This is a genomic window from Lacticaseibacillus absianus (assembly GCF_013407595.1).
GTDB classification, from domain to species: domain Bacteria; phylum Bacillota; class Bacilli; order Lactobacillales; family Lactobacillaceae; genus Lacticaseibacillus; species Lacticaseibacillus absianus.
In genome coordinates, this window is the sequence record NZ_JABEKX010000001.1 from 461,270 (window position 1) to 486,692 (window position 25,423).

21 protein-coding genes and 1 tRNA gene are annotated in these 25,423 nt (G+C 61.1%); 16 read left to right on the top strand and 6 right to left on the bottom strand.

The window, feature by feature from the left end; translation table 11 throughout:
• Nucleotides 1-15: 15 nt before the first annotated feature.
• A complete protein-coding gene (locus HII33_RS01770; RefSeq protein ID WP_179394081.1) occupies nucleotides 16-1,203 on the bottom strand; it encodes an aminotransferase-like domain-containing protein in 1,188 nt (395 codons plus the stop codon).
• Between the two features lie 114 nt (nucleotides 1,204-1,317).
• On the opposite strand from HII33_RS01770, the gene HII33_RS01775 reads away from it, so the two are divergent.
• Nucleotides 1,318-2,214, top strand: a complete 897-nt coding sequence (locus tag HII33_RS01775) for a LysR family transcriptional regulator (RefSeq protein ID WP_179394082.1) — start codon at nucleotides 1,318-1,320, stop codon at nucleotides 2,212-2,214.
• A 111-nt stretch (nucleotides 2,215-2,325) separates the two neighbouring features.
• On the opposite strand, the gene HII33_RS01780 is transcribed toward HII33_RS01775, so the two are convergent.
• Nucleotides 2,326-2,793, bottom strand: a complete 468-nt coding sequence (locus HII33_RS01780; RefSeq protein ID WP_179394083.1) for a ribonuclease H family protein — start codon at nucleotides 2,791-2,793, stop codon at nucleotides 2,326-2,328.
• Between the two features lie 106 nt (nucleotides 2,794-2,899).
• Between HII33_RS01780 and HII33_RS01785 the strand changes: the two genes are divergently transcribed.
• The 3 genes from HII33_RS01785 to brnQ are packed head-to-tail and all read left to right on the top strand — an operon-like array spanning nucleotide 2,900 to nucleotide 5,728.
• Entirely contained in the window at nucleotides 2,900-3,709 is an 810-nt protein-coding gene (locus HII33_RS01785; protein ID WP_179394084.1) for a Cof-type HAD-IIB family hydrolase, read from the top strand.
• Between the two features lie 14 nt (nucleotides 3,710-3,723).
• Nucleotides 3,724-4,398 (top strand): histidine phosphatase family protein, encoded by a 675-nt coding sequence (locus tag HII33_RS01790; protein WP_179394085.1) that lies wholly within the window; start codon nucleotides 3,724-3,726, stop codon nucleotides 4,396-4,398.
• 1 nt (nucleotide 4,399) lies between these two features.
• A complete protein-coding gene (gene brnQ / locus HII33_RS01795) occupies nucleotides 4,400-5,728 on the top strand; it encodes a branched-chain amino acid transport system II carrier protein (protein ID WP_179394086.1) in 1,329 nt (442 codons plus the stop codon).
• 46 nt (nucleotides 5,729-5,774) lie between these two features.
• Here brnQ and HII33_RS01800 read toward each other — a convergent pair whose 3' ends face one another.
• A complete protein-coding gene (locus HII33_RS01800; RefSeq protein ID WP_179394682.1) occupies nucleotides 5,775-6,029 on the bottom strand; it encodes a DUF2187 domain-containing protein in 255 nt (84 codons plus the stop codon).
• 184 nt (nucleotides 6,030-6,213) lie between these two features.
• Here HII33_RS01800 and HII33_RS01805 point away from each other — a divergent pair, with 184 nt between their 5' ends.
• The 7 genes from HII33_RS01805 (at nucleotide 6,214) to HII33_RS01835 (ending at nucleotide 15,881) form a co-directional block, all read left to right on the top strand.
• The gene (locus HII33_RS01805; protein ID WP_179394087.1) at nucleotides 6,214-6,558 is read left to right on the top strand and encodes a hypothetical protein; all 345 of its coding nucleotides are present in this window, start codon (nucleotides 6,214-6,216) and stop codon (nucleotides 6,556-6,558) included.
• Between the two features lie 113 nt (nucleotides 6,559-6,671).
• On the top strand, nucleotides 6,672-7,472 hold the full coding sequence (locus tag HII33_RS01810) for an HAD family hydrolase (protein ID WP_179394088.1): 801 nt from the start codon (nucleotides 6,672-6,674) through the stop codon (nucleotides 7,470-7,472).
• 36 nt (nucleotides 7,473-7,508) lie between these two features.
• Nucleotides 7,509-8,504 carry an aldo/keto reductase gene (locus HII33_RS01815; protein WP_179394089.1) on the top strand — a complete coding sequence of 332 codons (996 nt, stop codon included), beginning with the start codon at nucleotides 7,509-7,511 and terminating at the stop codon, nucleotides 8,502-8,504.
• A 199-nt stretch (nucleotides 8,505-8,703) separates the two neighbouring features.
• Nucleotides 8,704-12,033 carry a SpaA isopeptide-forming pilin-related protein gene (locus HII33_RS01820; protein WP_179394090.1) on the top strand — a complete coding sequence of 1,110 codons (3,330 nt, stop codon included), beginning with the start codon at nucleotides 8,704-8,706 and terminating at the stop codon, nucleotides 12,031-12,033.
• Nucleotide 12,034: 1 nt separating this feature from the next.
• Entirely contained in the window at nucleotides 12,035-13,294 is a 1,260-nt protein-coding gene (locus HII33_RS01825) for a pilin N-terminal domain-containing protein (protein WP_179394091.1), read from the top strand.
• A gap of 10 nt (nucleotides 13,295-13,304) precedes the next feature.
• On the top strand, nucleotides 13,305-14,906 hold the full coding sequence (locus HII33_RS01830; protein ID WP_179394092.1) for a SpaH/EbpB family LPXTG-anchored major pilin: 1,602 nt from the start codon (nucleotides 13,305-13,307) through the stop codon (nucleotides 14,904-14,906).
• 141 nt (nucleotides 14,907-15,047) lie between these two features.
• Nucleotides 15,048-15,881 carry a class C sortase gene (locus tag HII33_RS01835; protein WP_179394093.1) on the top strand — a complete coding sequence of 278 codons (834 nt, stop codon included), beginning with the start codon at nucleotides 15,048-15,050 and terminating at the stop codon, nucleotides 15,879-15,881.
• 75 nt (nucleotides 15,882-15,956) lie between these two features.
• On the opposite strand, the gene HII33_RS01840 is transcribed toward HII33_RS01835, so the two are convergent.
• Both HII33_RS01840 and HII33_RS01845 read right to left on the bottom strand, forming a co-directional pair.
• The gene (locus HII33_RS01840; RefSeq protein WP_179394094.1) at nucleotides 15,957-18,476 is read right to left on the bottom strand and encodes an excinuclease ABC subunit UvrA; all 2,520 of its coding nucleotides are present in this window, start codon (nucleotides 18,474-18,476) and stop codon (nucleotides 15,957-15,959) included.
• A gap of 108 nt (nucleotides 18,477-18,584) precedes the next feature.
• Entirely contained in the window at nucleotides 18,585-19,064 is a 480-nt protein-coding gene (locus HII33_RS01845) for a MarR family winged helix-turn-helix transcriptional regulator (protein ID WP_179394095.1), read from the bottom strand.
• Between the two features lie 93 nt (nucleotides 19,065-19,157).
• Between HII33_RS01845 and HII33_RS01850 the strand changes: the two genes are divergently transcribed.
• The 3 genes from HII33_RS01850 (at nucleotide 19,158) to HII33_RS13935 (ending at nucleotide 20,755) form a co-directional block, all read left to right on the top strand.
• The gene (locus HII33_RS01850) at nucleotides 19,158-19,802 is read left to right on the top strand and encodes an HD domain-containing protein (RefSeq protein WP_179394096.1); all 645 of its coding nucleotides are present in this window, start codon (nucleotides 19,158-19,160) and stop codon (nucleotides 19,800-19,802) included.
• A 95-nt stretch (nucleotides 19,803-19,897) separates the two neighbouring features.
• A tRNA-Thr gene (locus HII33_RS01855) sits at nucleotides 19,898-19,970 on the top strand.
• A gap of 116 nt (nucleotides 19,971-20,086) precedes the next feature.
• Nucleotides 20,087-20,755, top strand: coding sequence for a CPBP family glutamic-type intramembrane protease (locus HII33_RS13935; protein WP_179394097.1), 669 nt, complete (start codon nucleotides 20,087-20,089; stop codon nucleotides 20,753-20,755).
• Between the two features lie 84 nt (nucleotides 20,756-20,839).
• Here HII33_RS13935 and HII33_RS01865 read toward each other — a convergent pair whose 3' ends face one another.
• Entirely contained in the window at nucleotides 20,840-21,625 is a 786-nt protein-coding gene (locus tag HII33_RS01865; protein ID WP_179394098.1) for a MurR/RpiR family transcriptional regulator, read from the bottom strand.
• A 118-nt stretch (nucleotides 21,626-21,743) separates the two neighbouring features.
• On the opposite strand from HII33_RS01865, the gene HII33_RS01870 reads away from it, so the two are divergent.
• Nucleotides 21,744-23,426: an alpha-amylase family glycosyl hydrolase gene (locus tag HII33_RS01870; protein WP_179394099.1), complete on the top strand. Its 1,683-nt coding sequence runs from the start codon at nucleotides 21,744-21,746 to the stop codon at nucleotides 23,424-23,426.
• A gap of 16 nt (nucleotides 23,427-23,442) precedes the next feature.
• Nucleotides 23,443-25,416 (top strand): fructose-specific PTS transporter subunit EIIC, encoded by a 1,974-nt coding sequence (locus tag HII33_RS01875; RefSeq protein WP_179394100.1) that lies wholly within the window; start codon nucleotides 23,443-23,445, stop codon nucleotides 25,414-25,416.
• Nucleotides 25,417-25,423 lie beyond the last annotated feature (7 nt).

Sequence of the window (25,423 nt, forward strand, 5' to 3'; positions counted from 1 at the left end):
TCATTGATACCGTGATTATAGCCGTTGCACCTGCGCAGCGCCACCCACCTGCGCCAAGACGCGGCCGAGGGCTGCACAACCGGCGTCGATCTGCGCCGACGTGACGCCGGTGAAGCTCAGGCGCGCACTGTCGCGGTAGTGCCCCATCGGGCTCAGTGTTGCCCCCGGCACGATCGACACATGCGCCTGCGGCAGCAGGACGTCGCGCACCAAGGCGGTCAGGTCGACGCCAGGCACGGTCAGCCAGAGGAAAAAGCCGCCGGCCGGCTGCGTCAGGGTGGCGCCAGCCGGTAGAAGCGGGGCCAGGGCCGCGCGCATCCGGGCCATTTTGGCCGCGTAGACCTGGCGCAAGTGCGCGATGTGGGCATCGAGGTCGCTGTGCTGCAGGTAACTCGCGACCGCGTGGGTGACCACGCTGCTGGTCTCGAGGTCCGCGCCGCCTTTGAGCGCTAGCAGCGGCGCCAGGAGCGCAGGATCGGCGTTCACCCAGCCCAGGCGCAGGCTTGGGGCGAGGATCTTGCTGAAGCTCGAGAGGAAGATCACGCGCCCTTCGGTGTCAAAATGCCGCAGGGGCGGCAGCTGCACGCCGCTGTACCGCAGTTCGCGGTACGGCGCGTCTTCGAGGATCACGCAGTCGTAGCGGTTCGCCAAGGCGACCAGCGCCTTGCGCTTGGCCAGCGACATCACGGCCCCGGTGGGGTTGTGGAAGTCCGGCACGGTGTAGATCAGCTTGACCTGGTGCTTGCGCAACACGCGCTGCAAGGCGTGCAGGTCCATCCCGTCGGCTTCCATCGGCACCTCGTAGTAGTGCGGCTGGTAGCTGTCGAATGCGGACAGTGCGCCGATGTAAGTCGGGCCTTCGACGACCAGGCCGTCACCGGGATCCAGCAGCAGGCGGGCGACCAGGTCGATGCCTTGCTGCGCGCCTTGGGTCAGCATCACGTCTTCGGCGGTGCCGGGGATGCCATCGCGCTGCATCCGGACCGCGAGTTGCTGGCGCAAGGCGGCGGCGCCAGCGGGGGTGCTGTACTGCAGGGTCGTCGCCGTCGTGTTGGCCGCCAGCGCCGCGCCGAGCTCGGCTTGTGGGAACAAGGCGGGATCTGGATACCCCCCGGCAAAGGCGATCAAGTCTGGATCGTTGCCTGCAAACAAAGCATCCATCCCGTTGTTCTGATACGCGGCTAACCGTGCTGCAAATTTCATCTGACCCCACTCCGTTCGTTTTTATCGTTGACTTTAGGATAGGGCCCGCCTAAGATGAGGTAAAGCTCAACTTGTTCATACGAAGTTGAAATTAATTCACCTTTGGAGGTCGCGATGAGTAATTTTAGCTATGAAGTCTTTCGGGCGGTGGTCGAACAGGGCACCTTCATTCAGGCGGCCAGCCGCCTGAATGTCACGCCCAGCGCCGTCAGCCACAGCATCGCGCAGTTGGAGACGGACCTCGGGTTCCCGCTGTTCATTCGCAACCGCACCGGCGTCGAACTGACGCCAGACGGGGCGAAGATCCTGCCGACGGTGCAGTCGATCCTCAACCTGGAAGAGCAGCTGACGCAGATCGCTGACAACATTAATGGGCTCAACACCGGGCGGGTGCGGCTCGGCGCCTTCTCGTCCGTGTCGACGAACTGGCTGCCGCCGATCATCCTGAACTTCAAGCGCCGCTACCCCGAGATCGATGTCTCTGTGATGCAAGGCAGCTTCAATGAGATCGTGGCGCAGGTGCGGACTGGTGCGATCGACATCGGTTTTTCCCTGCTGCCGGCCGATCGGTCACTGGTCGTGCTGCCCCTGGTCAAGGACCCGATCTTCTGCCTGACGGCGACCAGCGATCACCCGCACAACGGACACGACATGACCGACGCCGACATGGCGGACAAGACCTTCATCCTGCAGCGCGGCGACTACGACCGCGACACCAAGGCGGCGCTGGATCGCTATAACGTGTCGACGAACTCGTTGTCGTATTCGATCGACGACCAGTCGATCCTGTCGATGGTCGAGGCGGGCCTTGGCTGGGGCGTGCTGCCCGAGCTGGCGCTGCAGAAGCTGACCGGTGCGGTCAACGTCTTCCCGTTCTCCGAACCCTTCGCCCGCACCTTGTGTCTGGTGATGAACCCGACGACGCAAAAATCACCGTCAGTCGCGCACATGCTGACGGTGATCCAAGCCTACTTGCAGGCCGAGTACGGCGAGCGGTGCCTGTTCGATTAAGCGGCAGCCTGTCGTGCGCGCAGCGCGGGGACGCGGGTGCAGTGCCACCTGACAGACCGGCACCGATGGCGCGTCGTCACGCTGGTCCCGTGTGACGTCCCGCTACGGGCGTCACAGCTGATCCATGGTGCGGTTCAGCGCGGCATCGACTTCATTGTTATGCTTGTTTGTCGCGTGGCCTTTGACCTTCTGGAACGTGAGCTGGTCGAAGCGGTCGACCTGGGCGAGCAGCTGCTGCCAGAGCGCTGCGTTTTTGACCGGCTGGCCCCCCTTGACCCAGTGGTTCTGGCGCCACTTGACGTACCACTTCTGCTGCATCGTGTTGATCACGTAGGCAGAGTCGGAGAACACGGTGACCGGGATGTCGGTGCGCTTGATCGCCGACAGGCCCTGGATCACCGCCATGATCTCCATGTAGTTGTTCGTGCGCCCGAGCTCGCCGCCGCTTAGCATCTTCTGGTGGTCACCGTACAGCAGGAGTGCGGCCCACGCGCTTTTGTCAGTGGGGCGGACCGACCCGCCGGCGACGTTGCCGGTATTGCGGTTGCCGCCGTCGGTATAGAGGTGGATCTCAGTCATGTGCATCGTCCTTTCGTGAACGTCCTATATTGTACGGTGAATCACGAATTTGGGCAAACGGACGATGTCTGGTAAGATAACCGGAAGAGTGAACGGAGGGACGGAAATGAAGCAAAAATTGATCGCGTTGGACCTCGACGGCACGACGCTGAACGATGATGGGCAGCTCAGCGCCACCACGGTGCAGGTGCTGCAAGCGGCGACGGCGGCGGGGCACCTTGTGGTGATCGCCACCGGCCGGCCGGACGGGATCTCCGAGCCGTTCTACGACCAGCTTGGCCTGACGAGCCCGCTGATCAACTTCAACGGGGCGCTGATCCACAAGCCGCACCAGGCCTGGGCGGCGGAGCGCGCGGTGACGATCCCCGTGCCGGTCGCACTGGGGCTGCGGCGCTTCAAGGCGGATTACCCGGTGCGGGTGATGGTCGCGGAAGGCAAGCGGATGCTGCTCGCCGACCACGGGTACACCGGAGTCCCGTTTTTGCCGGACATGCCGGCCCCAGCGACGCTGTTCGATGAGGCCGGCTTGGACCGGGCGCCGATCTCGGTGACGATGTTCATCGATGAGCCGACGTTGGCCCCGCTGAGCGCCGCAATCCACACCCAGTACCCGCAACTAGTGGGGAAGACCTGGGGGGCTTGGAGCGGCGAGCACACCGCGCTAGAGGTGACGACCGGCAACGCGTCGAAGTCGCGGGGGCTGGCCTATGTGGCTGGGGCGTATGGCATCGATCAAGCCGACATCATCGCGTTTGGCGACGACATGAACGACTTAGACATGATCGAATACGCCGGCGTCGGCGTGGCGATGGCCAACGCCCGCCCGGCGATCTTGGCCGCGGCCGACGCGGTGACCCCGACGACGAATGACCAAGACGGCGTCGCCAATTACCTGGCGACCGCCTTGGCGCTATAGCAAAGGAGCGACTCGTGACAGAACTGTGGATCGTACGGCACGGCCAGACCGTGTTCAATGTTGAAGACCGGGTGCAGGGAATGGCGAATTCCGCGCTGACGGCGCAAGGCGTGGCGGAGGCCACCGCACTTGGTCGTGGGCTCGGGCAAGCGGGGGTCCGCTTTGACGCGGCGTACAGCTCAGACCTCAGCCGCGCGCTGGACACGGCGCGGCACGTCTTGGTCAACGCCGGGCAGGCAGATCTGCCCCTGACGCTCGACGCGGGCCTGCGTGAGGAAAACTACGGCCGCTTCGAAGGGCAGTTGACCAACGACTTTGCCCAAACCCTGTTCGGTCTGCCGGACTTTGCGGCGGCGCTGCGCACGCACCAGATCAGCCTAGCGCAGATCGCCGACGCGACCCGCGCGGCCAACGCGGACCAGACCCCGAACCGGGCGGAGGACAACGCGATGGTCACCCAGCGCTTCGACGCGGCGCTCCGGCAGCTCGCCGGTGACCAGGCGGGGCGGCTCCTGGTGGTGACGCACGGCACGGTCGTGTTGATGTGGCTGCGTCGTCTCGGCTTCGACACGCGCGGCCAGGACATGCTGCACAACGCCAGCGTGACGCGGGTCCGCTTCGACGGGCAGACGTTCACGGTCACCGACTTCGACGATCTGACCTACGTCAACACCGGCAAGGAGGCCTGAGATGGATCACCGACTGACGAGACGCGAGCTGTTTTTTATCGGCGCGATGCTGTTCGGCCTGTTTTTCGGGGCCGGCAACCTGATCTTCCCCGTCTTTGTCGGCCAAGAAGCCGGCGTCCAGTTGTGGCCGGCCTTGATCGGCTTCCTCGTCTCCGGGGTCGGCTTGCCGTTGCTCGGGGTCGCGGCGATCGGCCTGACCAAGTCTGCCGGGGTCTTCGGCTTGGCCCAAAAAGTCAGCCGACCGTATGCCTATGGCTTCACCGTGCTCCTGTACCTGTGCATCGGCCCGGCCTTCGCCCTGCCGCGGTTGGCGTCGATCTCCTATGAGGTCGGCTTGACGCCCTTCGTCCCGCGCGCGCACGGCACGGTGGGGCTTTTGGCTTATTCGATCGCGTTCTTTGCGGTCGCTTGGTGGCTGGCGCGCAAGCCGAGCAAGATCATGACCACCGTCGGAAAGGTGCTGACGCCAGCGTTCTTGATCAGCCTCGGCGTGCTGCTGATCGCCGTTGTGGTGCACCCGCTGGGGTCAGGTCAGGCGGCTGCGGGCGCGTACCAGACCCAGCCGCTGCTGACCGGGTTCACCGCCGGCTACTCGACGATGGATGCGCTGGCGGCTTTGGCCTTCGGGATCATCGTCGTCGACGCGCTGCGTGAGCTTGGCGTGACGGCACCAGCGGCGATCGCCAAGGATACCATTCGGGCCGGGGCGTTATCGGTCGGGATGATGGCGGTGCTTTACGCCTTGCTGGCTCTGCTGGGCCGCAACGCCTTGGGGGCGTTCCCCCGGGCAGCTAACGGCGGCCCGATCCTCGCTAACGTCGCCCACGCCTACTTCGGACCGCTGGGGAACGCCTTACTGGCGGTGATCGTGATCCTAGCCTGCCTCAAGACGGCGATCGGATTGATCACGGCGTTCGGGGACACCTTCAAGACACTGTTCCCCAAGCTGCCGTATCCGCTGCTGATCGCCGTAGCGACAGTCGTACCGCTGATCTTTGCCAACGTCGGGCTGGACCGACTGCTCGCCGTGTCGACGCCGGTGCTGGTGGCGATCTACCCCTTGGCGATCACGTTGATCCTGCTGGGGTTGCTGTCACCGGTGCTGGGGGAGTCCAAGTGGCTCTTCGGCACGGTCACGGCCTTCACCGCGCTGCCGGCCCTGCTGGATGGGCTCAACGCCTTGCCGCCGGCGGCCCACACCGGCTGGATCGCGCAGCTCTTGCAGCTCGGCGCGTGGCTGCCGGGATTCGCTTACGGGCTGGGCTGGAGCGTGCCGGCGGTCGTCGGCCTGATCATCGGGCTGGTGGGCCAACATTATTCCGCCAAATAAAAAAATGGCTTTTTCGTCCTTTTTGGGATGAAAAAGCCATTTTTGATCAATTTTCTTCTTCAGGGGCGGGTTCGGGGTCGATGACCCCGCCGCCCAGGTTTTTCGTGATCGCCTTGAAGTTGATCACGATCTTAAAGTTCAGCTCAGCGGCGTTCTGGCGGTCGCCGGCTGCGTAGTCTGTGATGGTGAGCAGCGCGGAATTTTCGTAGACTTTTTGGACGGTGCCGGTGAACGGCGCTTCCATGTCCTCTTTCACCTTTGCTGTCACCGTATCGCCGAGGTGGATGTCTTCCTTCTTCAACAGAACCATTTCCTTTCGCATGATCAACCGGTCCAGCCGATTGATAGGTTGCATGGTATAACAAGCGATTAGATAAATCAAGCCATTTTGCGCAATAATTTACTTTCTATATCATTTCTTGCATAATCCGGGGGTTTTGCCCTATCCTAGTAAGGAACTTAAGATGAAAGGGTGGCTGTCGACCATGACAGAAGCAGCATTGACCATTGACGACCTGACCCCCGACGCCCAGCGCGCCGCGGTGAGTGGGTTCGCCAAGTTTTATTTGAACAAGTACACGCATGAGGGGTTGGACGTCCTCGCCCAGCGCAATAGTAGTGGGCACATCGCCGACATCAACCAGTGGCTGGTCGACAATGTCAACTTCTCGAGCGAGGAGAAACTGACCGGGTTGATCACCAGTCGCTACGACAACCTCGTCGCGCTCCTGAAGGCGCTGAAGACGCCGTTCAACAACCAAGGCATTCCGGCTGAGCCTTGGGCGGACTGGTTTGACCAGCAGCTGGCGCGGGTGGTCCAGGGCCGCTGAGCGATCGACGTGGGCGGGGGTGACCCCGCTTTTTTGATCCGCGCGGGTGTGCTGACGGTGGCGCCGGTGAATCCCGGTCCGGCGTCTGGTACAATAACGGCAGGAGGATGCTTATGGACAACTACTTGATCGTCAGCGATGTCGATGGCACGCTGGCGTATGATGAACAGCACATCACGGCCCGGACCAGCCGGGTGCTCAACCAGCTGATGGACGCCGGCCATGAATTCTACTTAGCGACCGGCCGCATGTACGCCCTCGCGGCTTCGATGGCGACGCAGGTCGGCCCGCGCGCTGAGATTATCGCTGCGAACGGCGCCGTGTACGATTTTGCTGGTGCACGGGTCCACCATCGCCTCGGCGAGGTGGGGCTCGCGGCGATCGAGCAGGCCGTGGCGGCCAACGACTTGGCTGCGCTGTACTTCAGCGATGACACCGTCTACTACACCCGGGAGCCAGTGGCGACCGTGCAGGCGATGCTGACCGCGTTCACCCCGGCCACGTCGCCGGTGCAGGTGTGTCAGGTCGCAGATCTTGCGGCGCACGCGGCGCAGATCAATAACGGGATCGTGTTCGCGCCCCACGCCCCCGTGGCGTTGGCGGCCACGCTGGCTGAGCTGAAGCAGTCCCCCGCGTTGGCCGTCTCGGCCAGCGATCCCACGAATCTGGAGCTGATCGCGAACGGTGTCGATAAGGCGGTGGCGATCGCCGAGCTCCAGGCCCGGACCGGGATCCCAGCCGAGCGGACCATCGTGTTCGGTGACGGGATGAATGATCTGGGGATGCTGCAGGCGGCGGGGATCAGCGTGGCGATGGGCAACGCGATGCCGGCGGTCAAGGCGGTCGCGCGCTACGAGACCGCGTCCAACAAGGAAGATGGCCTCGCCCAGTTCTTGGAACGATACTTCGACTGATGCTTGTGTTACCGTTGTCTCATGGAGGGATGTCTAATGTACGACGCAAAAACTGATCGATATGACCATGTGCCTGTGCGCCACGCCGGCACGAGCGGATTGATGCTCCCGGTGATCTCACTGGGGCTGTGGCAACACTTTGGTAGCGGCGATCCACTGGCTGCGCGGCGCGACGTGATCCTGGCGGCGTTCGACCGCGGCGTTTTTCACTTCGATTGCGCGAATCACTATGGCGACGGCGACTTCGGCTCCAGCGAAGCGTTGCTCGGCCAGGTGCTCGGCAACGAGCTTCGCCCGTACCGCGACGAGCTCGTGGTCTCGACGAAGGTCGGCTACGAGATCCACCCCGGACCGTATGGGACCGGCACGAGTCGCAAGGCGGTGATGCAGGGCATCGATAGCTCCTTGCGCCGCCTGCAGCTGGATTACGTGGACTTGTTCTACGCGCACCGGTTCGATGAGACCGTCGATGTCGCCGAGACCGTGCGCGCGCTGGACGACGTGGTGCGCGCAGGCAAGGCCCTCTACATTGGGGTCTCGAACTTCGAGACGCCCCAGGCCCAGCAGGCGATCACGCTGTTCAAGCAACTGGGGACGCCGTTCGTGGCCAACCAGATGAGCTACAACATGTTCAACCGCAACGTCGAGACCAGCAACTTGCTGGATCTCCTGCGGCGCAACGGGGCAGGGCTGGTCGCCTACGGACCGCTGTCGGAAGGGCTGCTGTCCGATCGCTACTTGGACGGGATCCCGGAGACCTTCAAGATCCACCCGACCAACCAGGCGACCTTCGCGCAGGGCAAAGCCCCAGTCGTTCACTGCTTGAACCAGTTGAACGACCTCGCCGCTCAGCGCGGGCAGACCCTGGCGCAGATGGCGCTGGCCTGGCTGCTGCGCGACCCGGTCGTGACCAGTGTGATCATCGGCACGACAAGCGTTGCGCACCTCGAGGACAACCTGGCGGCCGTCACCAACCTCGACTTTTCCGAAGCGGAACTGACCGCGATCGACCGACTGACCACGTTGGCCTGATCGAGTTTTGAGATAACGGCGCGTCTCTTATGAGGCGCGCTATTTGTGTGCTTTCGGGGCATATCAGAACAGCGTTTACAAATTTTTTTGTGTAATAACGAGCGTTCTGATTGTGGCGGATCGCACGAACTTGTTACGTTTAGTGTGGGACTGTTGACTAATGGTAACGATTAACGGATAGGAAAGGCTGGGTGACGAATTGAAGGCAAAAAAAAGAGTATGGTCAGTAGCGCTGCTCTGTGCGCTACTGATCCCATATCTGGTCACGCTGTGGACCAGTTGGCCGCGACATGTTCAAGCGGTCGACACGACGCAGCAGACCCTCGTCAGCAATGACAAAGTTCAAGTCAAGACTGCTTATGAGGTGAAGGGTGATGCGATCAACTGGACCATCACTTATGCGAAAAACCTCACAGACGGCCGGACTGGCCGGCTTAAATTCAAGAGTGAGGCCACGGATCAAGTGGCGGGCAAGGATTGGCTCAAGGTCAATGACTGGGTCGTGGAGAAGGACTTCACGGCCAAGAACCAAGGCCAACTGCAAGTCACCGTCCCGAAAACGACCCCCACAGTCCGGGTGACGGTGCAGTTGGATGAACAGGAACAAGTTGTCGCAACGGCGGAAGACACTGAAGACGATGGAGAGGCACCCATATCAGCAACCACTGAATTGATGACCTATCCGGACCAGTTGTCAACAGCTGAAGCAGGACCACATACGCTCACTGCAGAGATCCCGGCTGACAAGCCAACGACTGAGGCCCCTAAAGTCGAGGCGGCGGCCGATGACGCGACCGACGAGAAGACGTCGGCTGCGCAACCGGTGGTGGATGTGGCAGAAGAACTTGCCAATGCAGGGGTGACACAGGCACAGATCCGCGCCCCACGGATCAGTACCGACACAGAGGAAACCGAATTGTATCCGCTCAGTGCAACAGATCCGTATGTTTATACCGATCTGGCGAGTGCGGATGGCCAATACCCGAAGCACTATTACGAGGGAGAAGCCTCAAGTAACGTCCGTAACTATGACTACTCCAAAGCTGAGGATGCCGAGGACCCCGAGGCATCCAAGGCGCGGGCGATGGCCAGATTGCCATTTATCTGGTCGGAAAAAGCTGGTGGCCAGACCTTCGCGGACGGGTTCCTTGATTACAATAGTGCAGGATTGCGTAAGTGGGCGACCGCTGATGAAACCGACCCGAACAAGTTCAACATCACGCTCGAGGCGATCGGGAACGAACACAATCCGATGCCAGAAGTTGATATCGTGCTGGTTATGGATAAGTCGCCGAGTATGTCGGGAAGTAACAATGATCAGTTGATTGAGGCCGTGAACGCTTTTATTGATACGGTGATGGAGCGCAAGGAAAAAATCAGCGTTCGAATCGGGATGGTTGCATTCCGAGAAAATCACAATACGGTCGTCACTGAGTTCAGCGATGATGAAGAGACGCTCAGGGGCTCTGACGCGTTGAATGCTACCCCAGGTGGTGCAACTGGGATGACTTTCGGGTTAAAGTCGGCGACGGATCTATTTGCCACCTCCGCGCGTCAGGATGCGACGAAGTATCTGATCTTCTTTGGCGACGGTGGGGCCAATCGCTGGCATACGCCAACATATGGCGCGACGAAGTATCCCAATACAGGTGGCCTACTGATGCAGAATTTTGGCACGGTACCTTCGGGCGCTACTGCGATCACAGCGAGTGATGGTTACTATACGGATTATTCGAATGCTGTGAGCTCGGGCGGTGGTGCGTATGGTAATTCGGATTCGATGATCGCGACCACTGGGTACGTGCATTACTTGCGTGCTGAATATGAGGGGGGAAGTTGGACCGATCAGGGGATCACCCCATATGCTGTCGGCTACAAATTGGGTAACGAAGGGGCGGTCACCAGTTGGTACGCGGCCAACACGCTCACCAATATCGCGGGTGATCCAGATCGATATATGCAGACCGCTGACGCAGGCGAGTTGAAGGGACTGTTTGAGAAGTTGGCGGCAAAGGTGACCAAGACGGTCATGGACGCAACGATCGTCGATCCGCTGTCTCAGTACGTCGACCTGATCGGCACTGATGTCGACAGTTTCAAAATCAGTAGCTTCAAGTTGACAGAGGATGGATATGCGGATGCGGCAACCGCACACGTTAAGCCAGAATTTGACGCAAAAACGCAGACTTTCACGCTGAGTCAAGTTGATCTTGGCACGAACGAGGGGATCCGGATCGAGTACTCGGTGTCTCTGAAGGCGGACTACCGCAACAGTAAGTTCTATCCTGCCAACGAGGCAACCTATTTGGTCAATGGCGGCGGTGATGCTGAGAAGGAGCGTGCACACTTTGCCGTCCCATCACTGCGGGCTGCACCGGATACAGTCGACTTCACACTGACCAAAGAAATTGCTAAGACCAATATCGCCCTTGGCGGCGTGACGTTCCAGCTCGCCAGGGATAAAGACGGGCAAGATCTGGTCGGGGCACCGGTGACGTCTTCTGAAGATGAGGACGATAAGGGGACGTTGCAATTCACCGGTGTTGAACCGGGTGATTACTGGCTACACGAAACGGACACGCCGGATGGGTTCCAAAAAATCGACCCGATCCAGATCAGTGTCAGCGCTGACGGCGCAGTGACAGGCCTTGAAGGCGACGAGCATGTGATCGAGAACGCCCTCAAGCCGATCGACCTCAAGCTGATCAAGACCGATGGTCAAGCGCCACTCGGTGGTGCGACGTTCGTCTTGCAACAAGACGGCAAGATCATCAAGACATTCGATGATGCTAACGGGGTCCAGACCCTGACAGACGTGCAACCGGGGACTTACCAGGTGGTCGAGACCGTTGGGCCAGAAGGTTATGACGTGCTCGGCGAGATCGGCACGCTTGAGATCGGTGAAGACGGCCAGGTGACGTACACGATCAAAGGGCAAGCGGCTGCGGTCACGGTCAACAAGAAGGGCGCGCGGATCAAGGTCAAGCTCCCGGAAGTTGCCAACACCCTCAAAGACTACCAGCTGCAGCTGAAGAAGATGGATCTGGAAGACAACGCACCGCTTAAAGGCGCCCAGTTTGCGCTGTACGAAGTGGACCCAAGCGCTTACCCCACGGCTGTACCGGTGGCCACGGCGACGTCAGAAGAGAATGGCCTAGGCGTCTTTGTCACCGAAGCGGAAACTGCATATGGACTCAAAGTCGGCCAGACCTACTACGTGAAGGAGACTCACGCGCCAGACGGTTACGATGACCTGGCCGGAGTGATCCAGATCACCGTCACCGGCCCGACGACCGCGACGCTGAACTTCTCCGGTGAAGCGGGCATGGTCAAGCTGGGGAGCGTCGCCACGACGACCGCCGGCCTGAACACCATCAGCTTCAAGGCTTATAACCGGCCGGCGCCGGCGATCCTGCCAGTCACCGGCGGGCCTGGCCTGCAAGGCCTGATGGCGATCGCGATGACGATCATGATGATCGCAGGTGGCGCCTGGCTATGGATGCGGCGCCCAGGAATGGAGGTGCGTTAGGATGCTGAAGCGACTTTTGCTATTCTTCGCTGCGCTGGCCTGCGCGCTGCCGTTCATCGGCAACCGCCCAGCCCAAGCAGCCGACGGTGAAGTCACGATCACGCTGCACAAGCGCGTGTTCCGTGATGTGCGCGTTGACTGGGACAATTTTTACTACCAAAACGACGGGTTGGTGATCGACCCGAACAATCTGATCCCCGAAGAACAGGCGTTGCTGGACGGCTCATACGGGCTGAACGGCGTCCACTTCCGGGTCTATGACGCCACTGATCTGTTCCAGACGGCTAAGGACAGCGGCCAGAACGCGACGGAATTCGTGGCGAAATTCAACCAGATGACGCGGCGTGAGGCGATGAAATTCGTGCAAGACGAAGGCCTGACGGAGATCGACCACGTCGTGACCCGGACGGTCGACAACGAAGACGGGATCGCGCGCGGGACCGTCCCGTCGCGTATCGACGGCAAGTCCGCGGCGTACCTGATCCTTGAAACCGAGATCGACCCGGACAAGCTGTTGAACATCGACATCAACATGCACTCCAGCCCGATGATGATCGCCTTGCCGGTCGCGCATCCGCGCAACGAAGGCGAGATGCTGACGGACATTCACCTCTACCCGAAGAACGTTGGGTATATTCGTGATCCGTACTTCTTCAAATTCGGGAAGACCGTGGCTGGTGACGACGTGCGGCTGCAAGGTGCGATCTTCGCCTTGTTCCAGTACGACGACAACGGCAATAAGATCTACCTCAGTATGATGGAGAACGACTTGAAGAACCGCTGGGTGACCTCGACTGATCCGCTCAACGACACCGAAGTGAACAAGTTCATCTCGGACAAAGACGGGTTGGTCAACACCGGGGAGCGGTTCCTGCCGAGTGGGACCTACTACTTCGAGGAGTTACGCTCGGTGCCTGGCTACATCAACGATCTGACTGAGACGAGCGTCAAAGTCGAGATCCCGACAAGCTGGACGGACGACGACGGCAACTTCAACCCCGTACTCGTTAATGGCGAGGCCATGGACGAATGTATCTCCGGGGTCGTGCGGCCGGAGACGATCGTCAAGGGGCGCCCGCGCGTGTACAACCACCAAGACCCATCGAGCAGTAACCAAGGCAGCACCACACAAGATGATGACACAACGAGCACTGGCAACTTGCCGCAAACAGGCGCAACGATGAGTATCGCGCTGGTCGTGTTGGGGTTGCTAGTCATGACTTTCGCCGGGACGGCAGCGCGCCGCCGCCGGCATCAATAGGAGGACATTGATGAAAGCCACCAAACTGACACGCCTAGCACTGGCTAGCATGATGACGTGCACCATGGCACTGACGACGCTCAGCACGATGACGACGACCATAGTCGGCGCGACAGATACTGAGATCGTGCATGGGAATCAGGACAAGTTGCCGGAAAGCGTCACGATGAAGATCCACAAGATGAAGTTCCTGAAAAACTCGACGGCGGCGCAGCAGAACACTGGCCAAGTCCTGACGGGTTACAACGCCGACGCGGGACTGGGCAATGTCGATTTTCAGAGCTACGAGATCCGCGCGCTGTACGATGCACTCTTGGCGAACAGCGGGCAAGCAGGCTGGCCAACCGTCACGAAGGAGACCATTGCCGACTACATTTCGCTCAACTGGAACGCGTTGAAGGGTACGTACGGTGAGCTGATTGCGTCTAAAGGGATCCAGACGACGAGCAACTGGGATACTAGCAAAGGGATCGCCACGTTCACCGGGATGGAGACCAAGACGGGAACGGGTAAGTATGCCATTTACCTGTTCGAAGAATTAGAGAGTGAAGGCAACAAGAACATGCTGCAATCCTTGCCGATCATTGCGGGGTTCCCGATCAAGAAGGGGAAGACGCATTTGGATACGGTGCATCTGTACGTCAAGAACTCAGGGATCTCCAAGGCGTTGGATAAAAAGGGCGGGATCACCGAAGACCACAAAGCGTACAACTTTGAGGTCGGTGAGATCATCAACTATACGGCAACGGCACACATTCCAGTCGACCTGAGCAAGTATACGACCCTGAAGATCCAAGATACGATGACCCACGTTGGGACGGATCTCAAAACACTGACCGTATTTGCGGGGAGCGAGGATATCACGCAGCTACTGTTAGACGCCCAAGTGTTGACTCGGCAGAGCGACCCCGCGGGCTTTACGCTGGAGATCGATCTGACCAATTCAAAGATGAGCGACTTGGTGAAGAAGCTGGCTGGTAAGTCGCTGTCTTTCAAGTATGAGATGGTGATCAATGACCAGGCGGCGCCATCGCAGGACTACCAGAACAAGTTCACCGTGGCGCTGGATGACCAGCTCCTGGAGACGAACGCGCCGAAGATCGAGACCGGTGGCTACAAGTTCAAGAAGGTCGACTCTGAAGACGGTGCGGCGCTCAGCGGCGCGAAATTCGTGATCAAGCGTAAACTTAACAATCGGCCGACCGAGTATGCTCAGTTCACGGCTAACGGGAGCGTCCAGGAAGACTGGGTCGTTGAAAGCGGCCTCTACACGCCGTCAGACATCGAGTGGGTCACGGACAAGAAGGACGCCACGCAGATCACCTCCGGGACCGATGGCCTGCTTCAAATCAACGGGCTGAAGTCGGGTGACTACCAGCTGGAAGAAACCGCTGCACCGAATGGCTACGTGATGATGACGGGGACCACTAAGTTCACCGTTGCGAAGGGTAAAGCGGGTGAATCCTTCATCAAGACCAAGAAGACGGAAGTCAAGAACACCCCAGAAGACGGGCTGCTCCCGATCACTGGGTCGACCGGCATCGCCGCGTTCCTGATCATGGGGACCGCCGCGATGGGGACCGCAGTCGTGATCAAGAAGCGTCGCGCTTGATCTGAACGGTCGCAATAACGTGATGCGCTGACCAGCAGACTGCCATGTGACGGCGGTCTGCTTCAGTGCATCTTGTCTCGTCGTAGCAAGCCGCGCCCAGTCGCGTGACCGTCATGCCGCATCTAGAAAGGAGCCATCCCTATGGGTCGACCACGACCAGCTAAGCGCAAGCCGCGCAAAATGACCGATATCCTCGTGCTTTTGATCTTCGCTGCCGGGCTGGCCGTGTTCGCCTACCCATTCGTCGCCCAGGCAGTCAACCGGGTGACGGTCGCCATCCGCGTGCAGCGTGACGAGAAGTTGGCCGCAGAGAATGCGGCCAAGCTTGAGGCGGCGCAAGAAGCGTACAACAAGGAGCTGGCGAAGTACGGGATGCGCCCGACAGCTGATGCGTTCACCGAGCCCGGGCAGGGGATCCAGCAGGTCCAAGCGCTGGACGACCACTTGATCGGCGCAGTGACCATCCCGAAGCTGTTCGTCAACCTGCCACTCTATGACACCGTGTCGGAGACCCTGCTGCAGGCAGGGGCGGTCGTACTGCCCGGTACGAGCTATCCCCGCGGCGGCAAGAGCACTCACACGGTCGTCTCGGCGCACAGCGGGGTGCCGAGCAAGACGCTGTTTTCGACGCTGCACAAGCTCAAGAAGGGGCAGCTGTTCATCTTCACGGTGGGGGAGCAGAACCTCGCCTACAAGGTGGACAAGATCCAGACGATCGAGCCGGATGACACCCGCGCCTTGACGATCACCAAGGGGGAGGACCGTGCGACGCTGATGACGTGCACGCCGATCGGGATCAACTCGCACCGCCTGCTGGTCTCCGGTCACCGCGTTCCCTACACGGCGGGCACTGCCGAGTCAGTCAAGGCAAGCCAGCAGCGTGCTTGGTGGCAAAGTGGCGGGGTGATCGCTGCTGCGGTCGCGGCGCTCGGCGTGCTCGGGTGGCTGCTGGTGCGGACCCTGCGGCGCCACTGAAGACAGACGAAAGCGCTAGATCGAGGCGGCCCCGTCAAGGACGGCGATTGCACGATCTAGCGCTTTTTGGTGTGTCTAGGCGTTGAAGCGGGCGAGGTGTTCCGCCAGGTAACGACCGGTGTGGCCCGCGCTTGCCGCCACCTCTGTTGGTGTGCCCTGGGCGACGATCTGGCCGCCGCGGCTACCGCCTTCCGGGCCAAGGTCCAGGATGTTGTCCGCGTTGGCGAGCACGTCGAGGTCGTGTTCGATCGCAAGCACGGTGCCGCCAGCGTCGATCAGGCGTTGGCAAACTTGTAGCAGGGTGCGCACGTCCAGTGGGTGCAACCCGACGCTTGGCTCATCGAAGACGAACAGCGTCCCTTTGAGCTGGCGGCCCATGTGTGCGGAAAGCTTGAGGCGCTGGGCCTCGCCTCCAGACAGCTCTGGGGTGCGCTCACCGAGGTGGAGGTAGCCCAGCCCCATGTCGTGCAGGGTCTGCAAGCTGCCCGCAATGGCCGGCTGATCGCTGAAGACCGGCAGCGCGTCGTCGACAGACAGCGCCAGCAGGTCGGCGATGTTGTCGCCGTGCCAGCGGATCTCGAGGATGGCGGGGGCGTACCGGCGGCCACCGCAGGTCGGGCAGACTTGTTGCATGTCTGGCAAGTACTGAATGTCGAGGCTGATCTGGCCTGTTCCGCCGCAGGTCGGGCACGCCCCGGCGGCGACGTTATAGCTGAAGTGGCTGGCGGTGTAGCCGCGCGCCTGGCTGGCGGGCAAGGCAGCGAACAGGACGCGCAGCCGGTCGAGGATCTTGGTGTAGGTCGCGACCGTCGAGCGGGCGTTCTTGCCGACGGGTGCGGCATCGATCGCCACGACCCGCCGCAGGCCGCCGCGCACTAGGTCGCGGACGAACGCCGGCGCCGGGGCGGCCTTGGTCGCAGTCAAGGCCGGGACTAAGGCGTCAAAGACCAGGGTCGATTTGCCGGCGCCGGAGAAGCCGCTGACGACTGACAGCTGGTTGACCGGAAAGCGGACTGACAGCCCATGCAGGTTGAACCGGTCGGTGACGGTCAGCCCGAAAGTCTGGTCGGCGGTGACATGCGCCCGCCGTGCGGTCGGCCGCACGACGAGCTCGGCGCGGCCGCTGAGGTAAGGGCCGATCAGCGAGTCATCGGCGGCCGCCAGCGCCGCCGGGGGCCCCTGATTGATCAACTGGCCCCCGGCGGCACCGGCACTGGGGCCGATCTCCAACACCTCATCGGCGGCCTCGATGATCGCCGTATCATGATCGACCACGATCACGGAGTTGCCCTGTGTGACCAGGCCGCGCATCACGGTCAGGAGGCCCTGCACATTGGCGGGGTGCAGGCCGATGGATGGCTCGTCGAGGACGTACAGCACGCCGGTCGTCTGCGTGCGGAGCGTGCGGGCCAGCTGGATCCGTTGCAACTCACCGGTGGACAGGCTCGCGCCTGCGCGATCGAGGCTCAGGTAATTCAACCCGAGGTCGATCAGGGGGGTGAGGATCTGCGTCAGCTCACGGGTGAGGTCTTGCCCCAGCGCCTGCATGTCTGCGGGCAACCAGGTCAACACGCGCGGAATGAAGGCCTGCAGGGCGGCTAGGGACATCGCGGACACTTGGGCGATGTTCTGGTCTCGAAGCAGCTGGCCGAGTAGCTCGGGGGCGAACCGGGTCCCGTGGCAGGTCGGGCAGACATCGAAGCGGTAGAAGCGCTCCAGGCGGGCGATCGCACGCTCGTTGGTCGTGGTCGCCATCGAATCGAGGACCGCGTTGAAGGCGTTCTCGTAGACCGCGTTGTCCATGTGAAACACTTTGCCGGTCTTGGCCGGGATGTTGATCGCATAGTGCTCACGGGGCCCGTGCCAGACGAATTCCTGCTGGGCCGGTGGCAGTTGAGCGAACGGCGTGTCGATGTCGATCCCGGCGTACTGCGCCACGATCGGCATGAAGTTGCGCCCCGGGAGCCGCCACGACGCGACCGCCCCGTCGCGGATCGTCAGCTGCGGATCTGGGATCAGCCGATCGACGGCGAGCGTCTTCGCTTGGCCGGTGCCGTCGCAGGTCGGACACGCCCCGACGGAGTTGAAGGCGAACGACTCCGCCCCGAGCAGTGGAAACTCAACGCCGCAGACGGGGCAGGTGAGGGTCGCGTCTTTGCCGGCCGTGTCCATCTGGTGGGCGATCGCCAGCGTCGGTGGGAGCTGGTGACCGTTGGGACAGCGCGGCGAGCCGAGGCGCGAGAACATCAACCGGAGCACGTTCAGCGCCTCGGTGGTGGTCCCGACGGTCGAGCGGATGCCGGGGACCGTTGGCCGCTGGCGTAAGGCGATCGCGCTGGGGATGTGTTCGATGTGGTCGACCGCCGCGTGGCCGACTTGGCCGAGGCGACGGCGCGTGTAGGTGGACAGCGCCGAGACATAGCGGCGCATCCCTTCGGCGTAGAGCACGCCCATGGCCAGCGAGGATTTGCCAGAGCCGCTGCGGCCGGTGATCGCGACCAGTTGGTGCAAGGGGATGTCGACGTCGAGGTGGCGCAAGTTGTTCACATGGGCACCGCGGACTTTTATTTTGGTGGGAATCGTGGCATCATTCATTGAGAAGCCTTCCTTCAGTCAAGATCGATCAGACGCCCTTATGATAACACGCGGGCGCGCCACGCCAAAAAAACCGCCGCCGACAAGCGGCGACGGCTAGCGGTGTGATCAGGGGATCCTGACGTTGGCGCGCGCGGTGGTGCGGCAGTGATCGCAGTCGTCCGGATCGATCGACTCACCCATCAGGACCCGGTTGGCCTGCTCGAGCAGGCCGATCAGCTGGTCGAACTTGTGCGCGCCGAGCCCGTCGCGCAGCGCGCGCATCGGTTTGAAGTAGGTATCCGCCAGGTCGCGGACCTCCTGCTTGCCCGCTTCGGTCAGATCTAGCGTGAAGCTGCGGTTGTCCAGTGGGTCGGGTGTTTTGGTCACCAGGTGCTCGTCGACCAGCGGATTGATCATCTTAGTGATCGCGGCTTTGGTCAGATCCATCGCCTCGGCCAGCGCTGTGGGCGTCTGGGGGGTCTCTTCAGCGGCCAGCCAGAACAGCAGATTTTGCTGTGACAAGGCGCGGCTAGCATCGGCCGACGGTTGACTGAGTCGGTTGAACTGGTTGAGCGTCTGGTTCATCTGCAAATGTTTGAATTTCATCGCGGGCCTCCTTGGTTTGTGTCTCTAGTCAAATTGTATCGAGTCGACCCGCGTCGGCACAAGGAATATGCCCGGTGGGCAGGGAGTGAACACATGACGGAAGAAACGATCTTGATGGCGCACGTTCAGCGCGTGCTGGCGGCCGACGCGAGCGGCCACAGTCTGGACCACATCCAGCGCGTCGTGGCGACGACGCGGACCCTCTTGGCGCAGACGCCAGAAGCGGATGCGCGCGTCGCGGTCGCTGCCGCGATGCTCCATGACACTTATGACGATAAGCTCGTCGCCGACGTTCCGGCCGCCAAGGCGGCGACCCAGGCGGCGATGACAGCGGCGGGGTTGCGTGCGACCGAGCAGACGGCGATCCTGACCATCATCGACCACATGAGCTTCAAGCACAGCCTGGCCGGCCATCAGGTCCTGAGCCTTGAAGGCCAGCTGGTGCAAGACGCCGATCGCCTCGATGCGATCGGGGCGATCGGCATCGCCCGGACGATGATGTACGGCGGGGCTCACGCCAGCAAGCTCTACGACCCGGCGCTGCCGCCGCGGACCGCGTTGACCGCTGCGACTTACCGCAACGAGGAGAGCACGATCATCAACCACTTTCACGAGAAGCTCCTGACGCTTGCCGCGCAGATGAACACGCCAGCCGCCAAGCGCATCGCGGCACATCGCCAGCAGGTGATGCTGGATTTTCTTGCGGAATTCACGGCCGAATGGCAGGGCCAAAGTTAAGCAGGCGGGAACTTTTTTGGCCCGAAGGGTTGCACGATATGCGGAAATATTGTATATTGATTGGGCAGTTGTTTTTGGTTAAACAACCACGGAATGCCGTCTTAGCTCAGTAGGTAGAGCGCATCCATGGTAAGGATGAGGTCGCTGGTTCGAATCCAGTAGACGGCATCGACGAGGCCTTGAGGGCCTCTTTTTTTGTGTATTTTTCGCAAGATTAGTGATTATGCCCGGCGCCAAGGAACGTGGTATCATGGGCGTATTGGATAGACAAAGGACGTGACACCGTGAATTTCAAACGCTTCTTAGGGCGCGGGCTGATCGTGGCTGCGATCTTCTTCGCTTACCAGCTCATCACCGCGATCGTGCTCGTGCCGAGCATGATTGGGCCGCAGTCGACGCTATTCAACGCGCTGCTGTTCACCGTGGCGTTCGGCGGCCTGATCTGGTTCGTCAGCATTGTGTATCAGCGCTGGCTCCAGGCCGACCAGTCGCAACACTTCGGTATCCGGCGCTTCACCAGGCGCACCGCCTGGATCCTGCTGGCGGCGGTCGGCGCCTTGATCGCCTTGCAGTGGCTGTCGACCCTGATGATCCAGTGGCACTGGACCCCGGAGGCCGAGAACCAGACGGATCTGATCGCACTGATGCGTCAGGCGCCGCTACCGATGGTGCTGATCACGGTGGTCGGCGCGCCGCCGGTGGAGGAGCTGACCTTCCGGGGGCTCCTGATGCATAGCTTCCCGCACCAGGATCAGCCACGCTGGCGTTGGCTCAGCGGGGCGATCGGCGCGCTGCTGTTCGGCCTCGCGCATACCGGGTTCACCGACCCGCTGAACCTGTTGATCTACACGGGGCTGGGGGCGGTGTTCACCGCGGTGTACGCGGTGACAGGGGACCTGCGGTACTCGATCGGACTCCACTTCTTGAATAATCTGGCCGCCTTGTTCCTGTGAGGCGCCGGGCGCAAACGCGCCGGCCACGTCAGCATTCGATGAGGAATGCGACGCGGCCGGCGCGTTTGCGGTCATGCGGTGGGGTCAGTCGGGCAGCTGTGGGCGCCGGTTGGTCAGGTCCTTGAAAAACAGGCTCAGGTAGGTCTCGATCAGCAGGTCGGCTTGCACCATGATGAAGGAGCGCGAGGTGATGTCGTAGTTCTCATAGACATTCGTCGGGATGTCGGAGCTGAGGCTGATGTCCATCATCTTCGCGAGGCTGCTCTGCCCGTTGTTGGTGATCGCGAATAAGGCGACGTTGTCGATGTAGCGCATCTTGCGCGCTGCTTGGATGATCGTGTGCGTTTCCCCACTCATCGACAGGAACAAGATGATGTCGTTGGGCTTGGTGAAGGTGGGGATGAGCTCGATGATGTGGTATTCATAGGTGTACAGCGTCGATTTGTTGAGCTGCAAGAAGCGTTTGGCGATGTACTCCGCGATCGGCTTGGTCAGACCGACGCCCACGATGTACACCGTCGGGGCGAGCCGGATCTTCTTGGCCATCTGCTCCAATTTTTCGAGGTTCACGCTGTCGAACAGACGCTCGAAGTAGAACCGAAACTGAGCGAGCAAGTCTTGTTGCGGGATGAACTGCGTGCGGCTGGTGATCCGCTCGGCCATGTACTTGAACTCGGAGTAGCCGGACAAGCCCAGCTTCTTGGTCATGCGGATGACGGTCGTGTTGGAGGTCGACAGCTTCGTCGCCAACTCCGACAGCGTCATTTCGCGCACGGTCGAGGGGTGCTCGTCGATGTAGTAGAAGACATATTTCTCGGTCTCGGACAACTGTGCGATGTGTGAAGCGAACGATTCTTCGATGGCGCCCATGGCGGCCTCCTTGCGTATAATTATACGGATTATGAACTACATGCAACCGTTTTAAATGCTATAAATAGTCTGTTCATATATGGATAGTTAATTTTAAAGGGTAGCGAGGTGAGTGCCGGTGCTTGATAAATCAGTAGCGGAGCACTTAGAAAGAATATACCACGACGCGGCGACGCGGGCACAGGCAGAGACGTATTTTGATACGTTGTTGGCGGATTACCGCCCGGCGGATTTTGAACCCGTCGCCCCGTTGACCGCCCAGAACGTTTATCTGATCACGTATGGTGATGCGTTTCAGACCCCCGGCCAGCACCCGCTGGCGACCCTGGACCACGTGCTCCAGCAGACTTTGGCGGGGCTGATCACAGACGTGCACATCCTGCCGATGTTCCCCTACACGTCTGACGATGGCTTCGCGGTCACGGATTATACGACGATCGATCCCCACTTAGGGGATTGGCAGGACATCGCGACCTTGCGCCGGCATTACCGGCTGATGTTCGATTTTGTGGCCAACCATGTCTCCGCGTCTCATCCCTGGTTCCAGCAGTTCTTAGCCAATGTGCCCGCATTTCGCCACGCGTTCATCGAAGCGACCCCCGAGTTTGATGTCAGCCACGTGACGCGCCCCCGCACCACGCCATTATTTCATGAGTTTTCAGATGCGAGCGGGGCGGCGCGCAAGGTGTGGACGACGTTCAGCCGAGATCAGATCGATGTGAACGTGCAGGATCCGCAGATGCTGGTGCGGCTCACGCAGGTCCTCTTGGACTTCGCGCAGCGCGGCGCTGCCTCGATCCGCCTCGACGCGATCGGATTTTTGTGGAAGACGTCAGGGACCACGTGTATGCACCAGCCCGAGACGCATGAGATCGTGCGGCTCTGGCACACGTTGTTGCAACGGTACGCGCCGCACACCCAGATCATCACTGAGACGAATGTCCCGTACCTTGAGAATATCAGTTACTTCGGCCACGGGGATGACGAGGCGGATCAAGTCTACCAGTTCCCACTGCCACCACTATTGCTACACACGTTCCTGAGCGGCGATGCAACCGTCTTCAAGGACTGGGCCAAGACCCTGACGCTGCCGAGTGACCGGGCGACCTACTTCAACTTCCTGGCGTCCCATGACGGGATCGGGATGCGGCCGGTCGAAACACTGCTCACCGATGCGCAACGCGAGGCGCTTGCGGCGAATACCCTGGCACAAGGCGGGCGCGTCTCGTACAAGACGAACCCAGACGGGAGCCGCTCAGTCTACGAACTCAACATCAACTACGGCGATGCCCTGCGCCAGCCGGGTGACTCGGATTCACTCGCGGCACAGCGCTTGATCGCTGCGCACCACATTCAGCTATCGCTTGTCGGGGTCCCGGCGATCTATTACCACTCGCTGTTCGGCTCCCGCGGCGATCAAGCCGCGGTGGCGCGCACGGGTGACAACCGGCAGATCAACCGTGAACGCCTGCAAGCTGAGCCGCTGCTGGCCGCGATCCGCCAGCCTGGGTTCCGTCAGCGCGTGTTTGACGGGCTGACCCAGCTGATCCGGATCCGCCAGCAGGAGCCTGCGTTTTCACCGTACGGCACCCAGACGGTGCAGCCGAGCCCGGCGGCGGTCGTTCGCCTCGAACGGACCGCGGCAGGGGCCGCGCCGATCGTCTGCTTGACCAATATCACTGCCACACCACAGACTGTCGACGTCCCGACCGGACGCGAACTGATCCAGGACCGTGCCGTTACCGGCACGCTCACCTTGCCACCGTACGGGTGCGCCTGGGTCAAAGTCGATCACCACTAATACTGGAGGAAAAACTATGGATCTTAGTCAGATCACGAGCCAAGCACTGATCTTTGTCGATCAGCCTTGGACGACGCAAACAGAAATCTTGGATCACCTGATCACCGCGTTTGCCGATCAGGGGGTCATCACTGATGCCGCCGCTTTTCGGCGCGCCGTCGAGGCCCGCGAGCAGATCTCGCAGACCGGGATGGATAACGGCTTTGCGATCCCGCACGGCAAGTCCGCGACCGTCAAGACGCCACAGCTGGCGATCGCCACGCTGAAGACACCGTTGCAGCCTAACGACTGGCCGTCGATCGATGAGGCCAACCGGGTCGAAGCGGTCTTCTTGATCGCCGTACCGGAAGATCAGGCGGGGGACAGCCACCTGAAGATCTTGTCCCAGTTGAGCACACAACTGATGGATCCGGCCTTCGTGGACGCGATCAAGGCGGCGCAATCCCCGGCCGCTGTGCTGGCCGCGCTGCAGCAGGTGAAGCAGACCGCGACGCCGCAGCTCGCGACGTCGGGCAAGCACCTGCTGGCGATCACCGCATGCGCGACTGGGATCGCGCACACCTACATGGCGGCCGAGGCGCTCCAAAAAGCCGCCGCGACCCTGGGTGTCGAGATGAAGGTCGAGAAGCAAGGGGCTAACGGGATCGAAGATGCGATCACCCCAGCGGAGATCAAGGCCGCTGACGGGATCATCTTCGCCACGGATATCGCCGCCAAGGAGAAGGGGCGCTTCGAGGGCATGCCATTCGTCCAGGTCAAAGTCGCCGCACCACTGAAGGACGCGGCTGGCTTGATCGACCGCGTGTTGACCAACCCAGACGGGGAGGTCGAAGCCGACGGGGCGACGACCGTGCCTGTCGACGTGGAGAAAAAGCAGTCCGTCGGGAGCACCTTGATGCAGGCGGTCATGACCGGGATCTCCTACATGATCCCCGTGCTGGTCGCAGCCGGGATCATGATCGGGATCGGTCAGATCGGCGCAAGTGCCTTCGGGTTGAGCAAGACGATCTCCGATGCCGCGATGGCGACGAACCCGAACCAGATCGTGCGGATCCTGCACTTCATCGCACTGACCGGGTCGTTCACGATGACCTTCATGTACCCCGTTTTCACCGCCTTCATGGCGTATTCGATCGCGGATCGACCAGGCTTAGCCGCTGGGTTCGTCGGTGGGGCCTTTGCCGCCGGCTTGCACAACACGCTTTGGGGCATCACGACCGGGGTCCCATCCGGGTTCTTCGGTGCCTTGATCCTCGGCGCTGTGGTCGGCTATGTCTGCAAGTTCCTGCGCGATAAGATCCACCTGCCCAAGAACCTGTCTGCGATGAAGCCGATGCTGATCATTTCTGGCCTCTCGATCCTGGCGGTCTTCTTCGTCAACTACTTCCTGGTCGATCCCGTGTTCGGTGGGCTGAACCAGTGGCTCCAGCAGACGGTGGTCAAGTATCAGGATTCCGGTAATGTCGTCTTGTCTGTGATCATCTCCTGCCTGACTGCGTTTGACCTCGGTGGGCCGGTGAATAAAGCGGCCGGTGCCGTCGCGATCGGGATGGCGGCAGATAAGGTCTTCCCGCTGACGCCGCGCGTTTTGGCGATCGTGATCCCACCGATCGGGGTTGGTCTGGCGACGATCATCGACAAGTACGTCGTTGGGCGCCGGGTCTTCGATGAAAACCTGCGGGTGACCGGGCGGACCTCACTGCTGCTCGGGTTCCTGGCGATCGGTGAAGGCGCGATCCCATTCGCGCTCCAGAACCCGCTGATCACGATCCCGATCAACATGATCGGGGCGTCGCTGGGTTCCGTCACCGCCGTCCTGCTAGGCGCCGTTCAGTGGCTGCCACTGCCGGCGATCTGGGGCTGGCCGCTGGTCGAGAACTTCCCGGCCTACCTGCTCGGGATCATCGTCGGGGTCGGGTTCATCGCATTAGCTAACGTTTTTGTCCGCTTCGCGCTGATCAAGCGTAAGGAAGCCAAGCAAGGTAAGTAGGGAGTTA

Coding starts and splice junctions, on each gene's coding strand:
- HII33_RS01770 (WP_179394081.1), bottom strand. CDS start 1,203: ATGAAATTTGCAGCACGGTTAGCCGCGTATCAGAACAACGGGATGGAT.
- HII33_RS01775 (WP_179394082.1), top strand. CDS start 1,318: ATGAGTAATTTTAGCTATGAAGTCTTTCGGGCGGTGGTCGAACAGGGC.
- HII33_RS01780 (WP_179394083.1), bottom strand. CDS start 2,793: ATGACTGAGATCCACCTCTATACCGACGGCGGCAACCGCAATACCGGC.
- HII33_RS01785 (WP_179394084.1), top strand. CDS start 2,900: ATGAAGCAAAAATTGATCGCGTTGGACCTCGACGGCACGACGCTGAAC.
- brnQ (WP_179394086.1), top strand. CDS start 4,400: ATGGATCACCGACTGACGAGACGCGAGCTGTTTTTTATCGGCGCGATG.
- HII33_RS01805 (WP_179394087.1), top strand. CDS start 6,214: ATGACAGAAGCAGCATTGACCATTGACGACCTGACCCCCGACGCCCAG.
- HII33_RS01810 (WP_179394088.1), top strand. CDS start 6,672: ATGGACAACTACTTGATCGTCAGCGATGTCGATGGCACGCTGGCGTAT.
- HII33_RS01815 (WP_179394089.1), top strand. CDS start 7,509: ATGTACGACGCAAAAACTGATCGATATGACCATGTGCCTGTGCGCCAC.
- HII33_RS01825 (WP_179394091.1), top strand. CDS start 12,035: ATGCTGAAGCGACTTTTGCTATTCTTCGCTGCGCTGGCCTGCGCGCTG.
- HII33_RS01830 (WP_179394092.1), top strand. CDS start 13,305: ATGAAAGCCACCAAACTGACACGCCTAGCACTGGCTAGCATGATGACG.
- HII33_RS01835 (WP_179394093.1), top strand. CDS start 15,048: ATGGGTCGACCACGACCAGCTAAGCGCAAGCCGCGCAAAATGACCGAT.
- HII33_RS01840 (WP_179394094.1), bottom strand. CDS start 18,476: ATGAATGATGCCACGATTCCCACCAAAATAAAAGTCCGCGGTGCCCAT.
- HII33_RS01845 (WP_179394095.1), bottom strand. CDS start 19,064: ATGAAATTCAAACATTTGCAGATGAACCAGACGCTCAACCAGTTCAAC.
- HII33_RS01850 (WP_179394096.1), top strand. CDS start 19,158: ATGACGGAAGAAACGATCTTGATGGCGCACGTTCAGCGCGTGCTGGCG.
- HII33_RS01865 (WP_179394098.1), bottom strand. CDS start 21,625: ATGGGCGCCATCGAAGAATCGTTCGCTTCACACATCGCACAGTTGTCC.
- HII33_RS01875 (WP_179394100.1), top strand. CDS start 23,443: ATGGATCTTAGTCAGATCACGAGCCAAGCACTGATCTTTGTCGATCAG.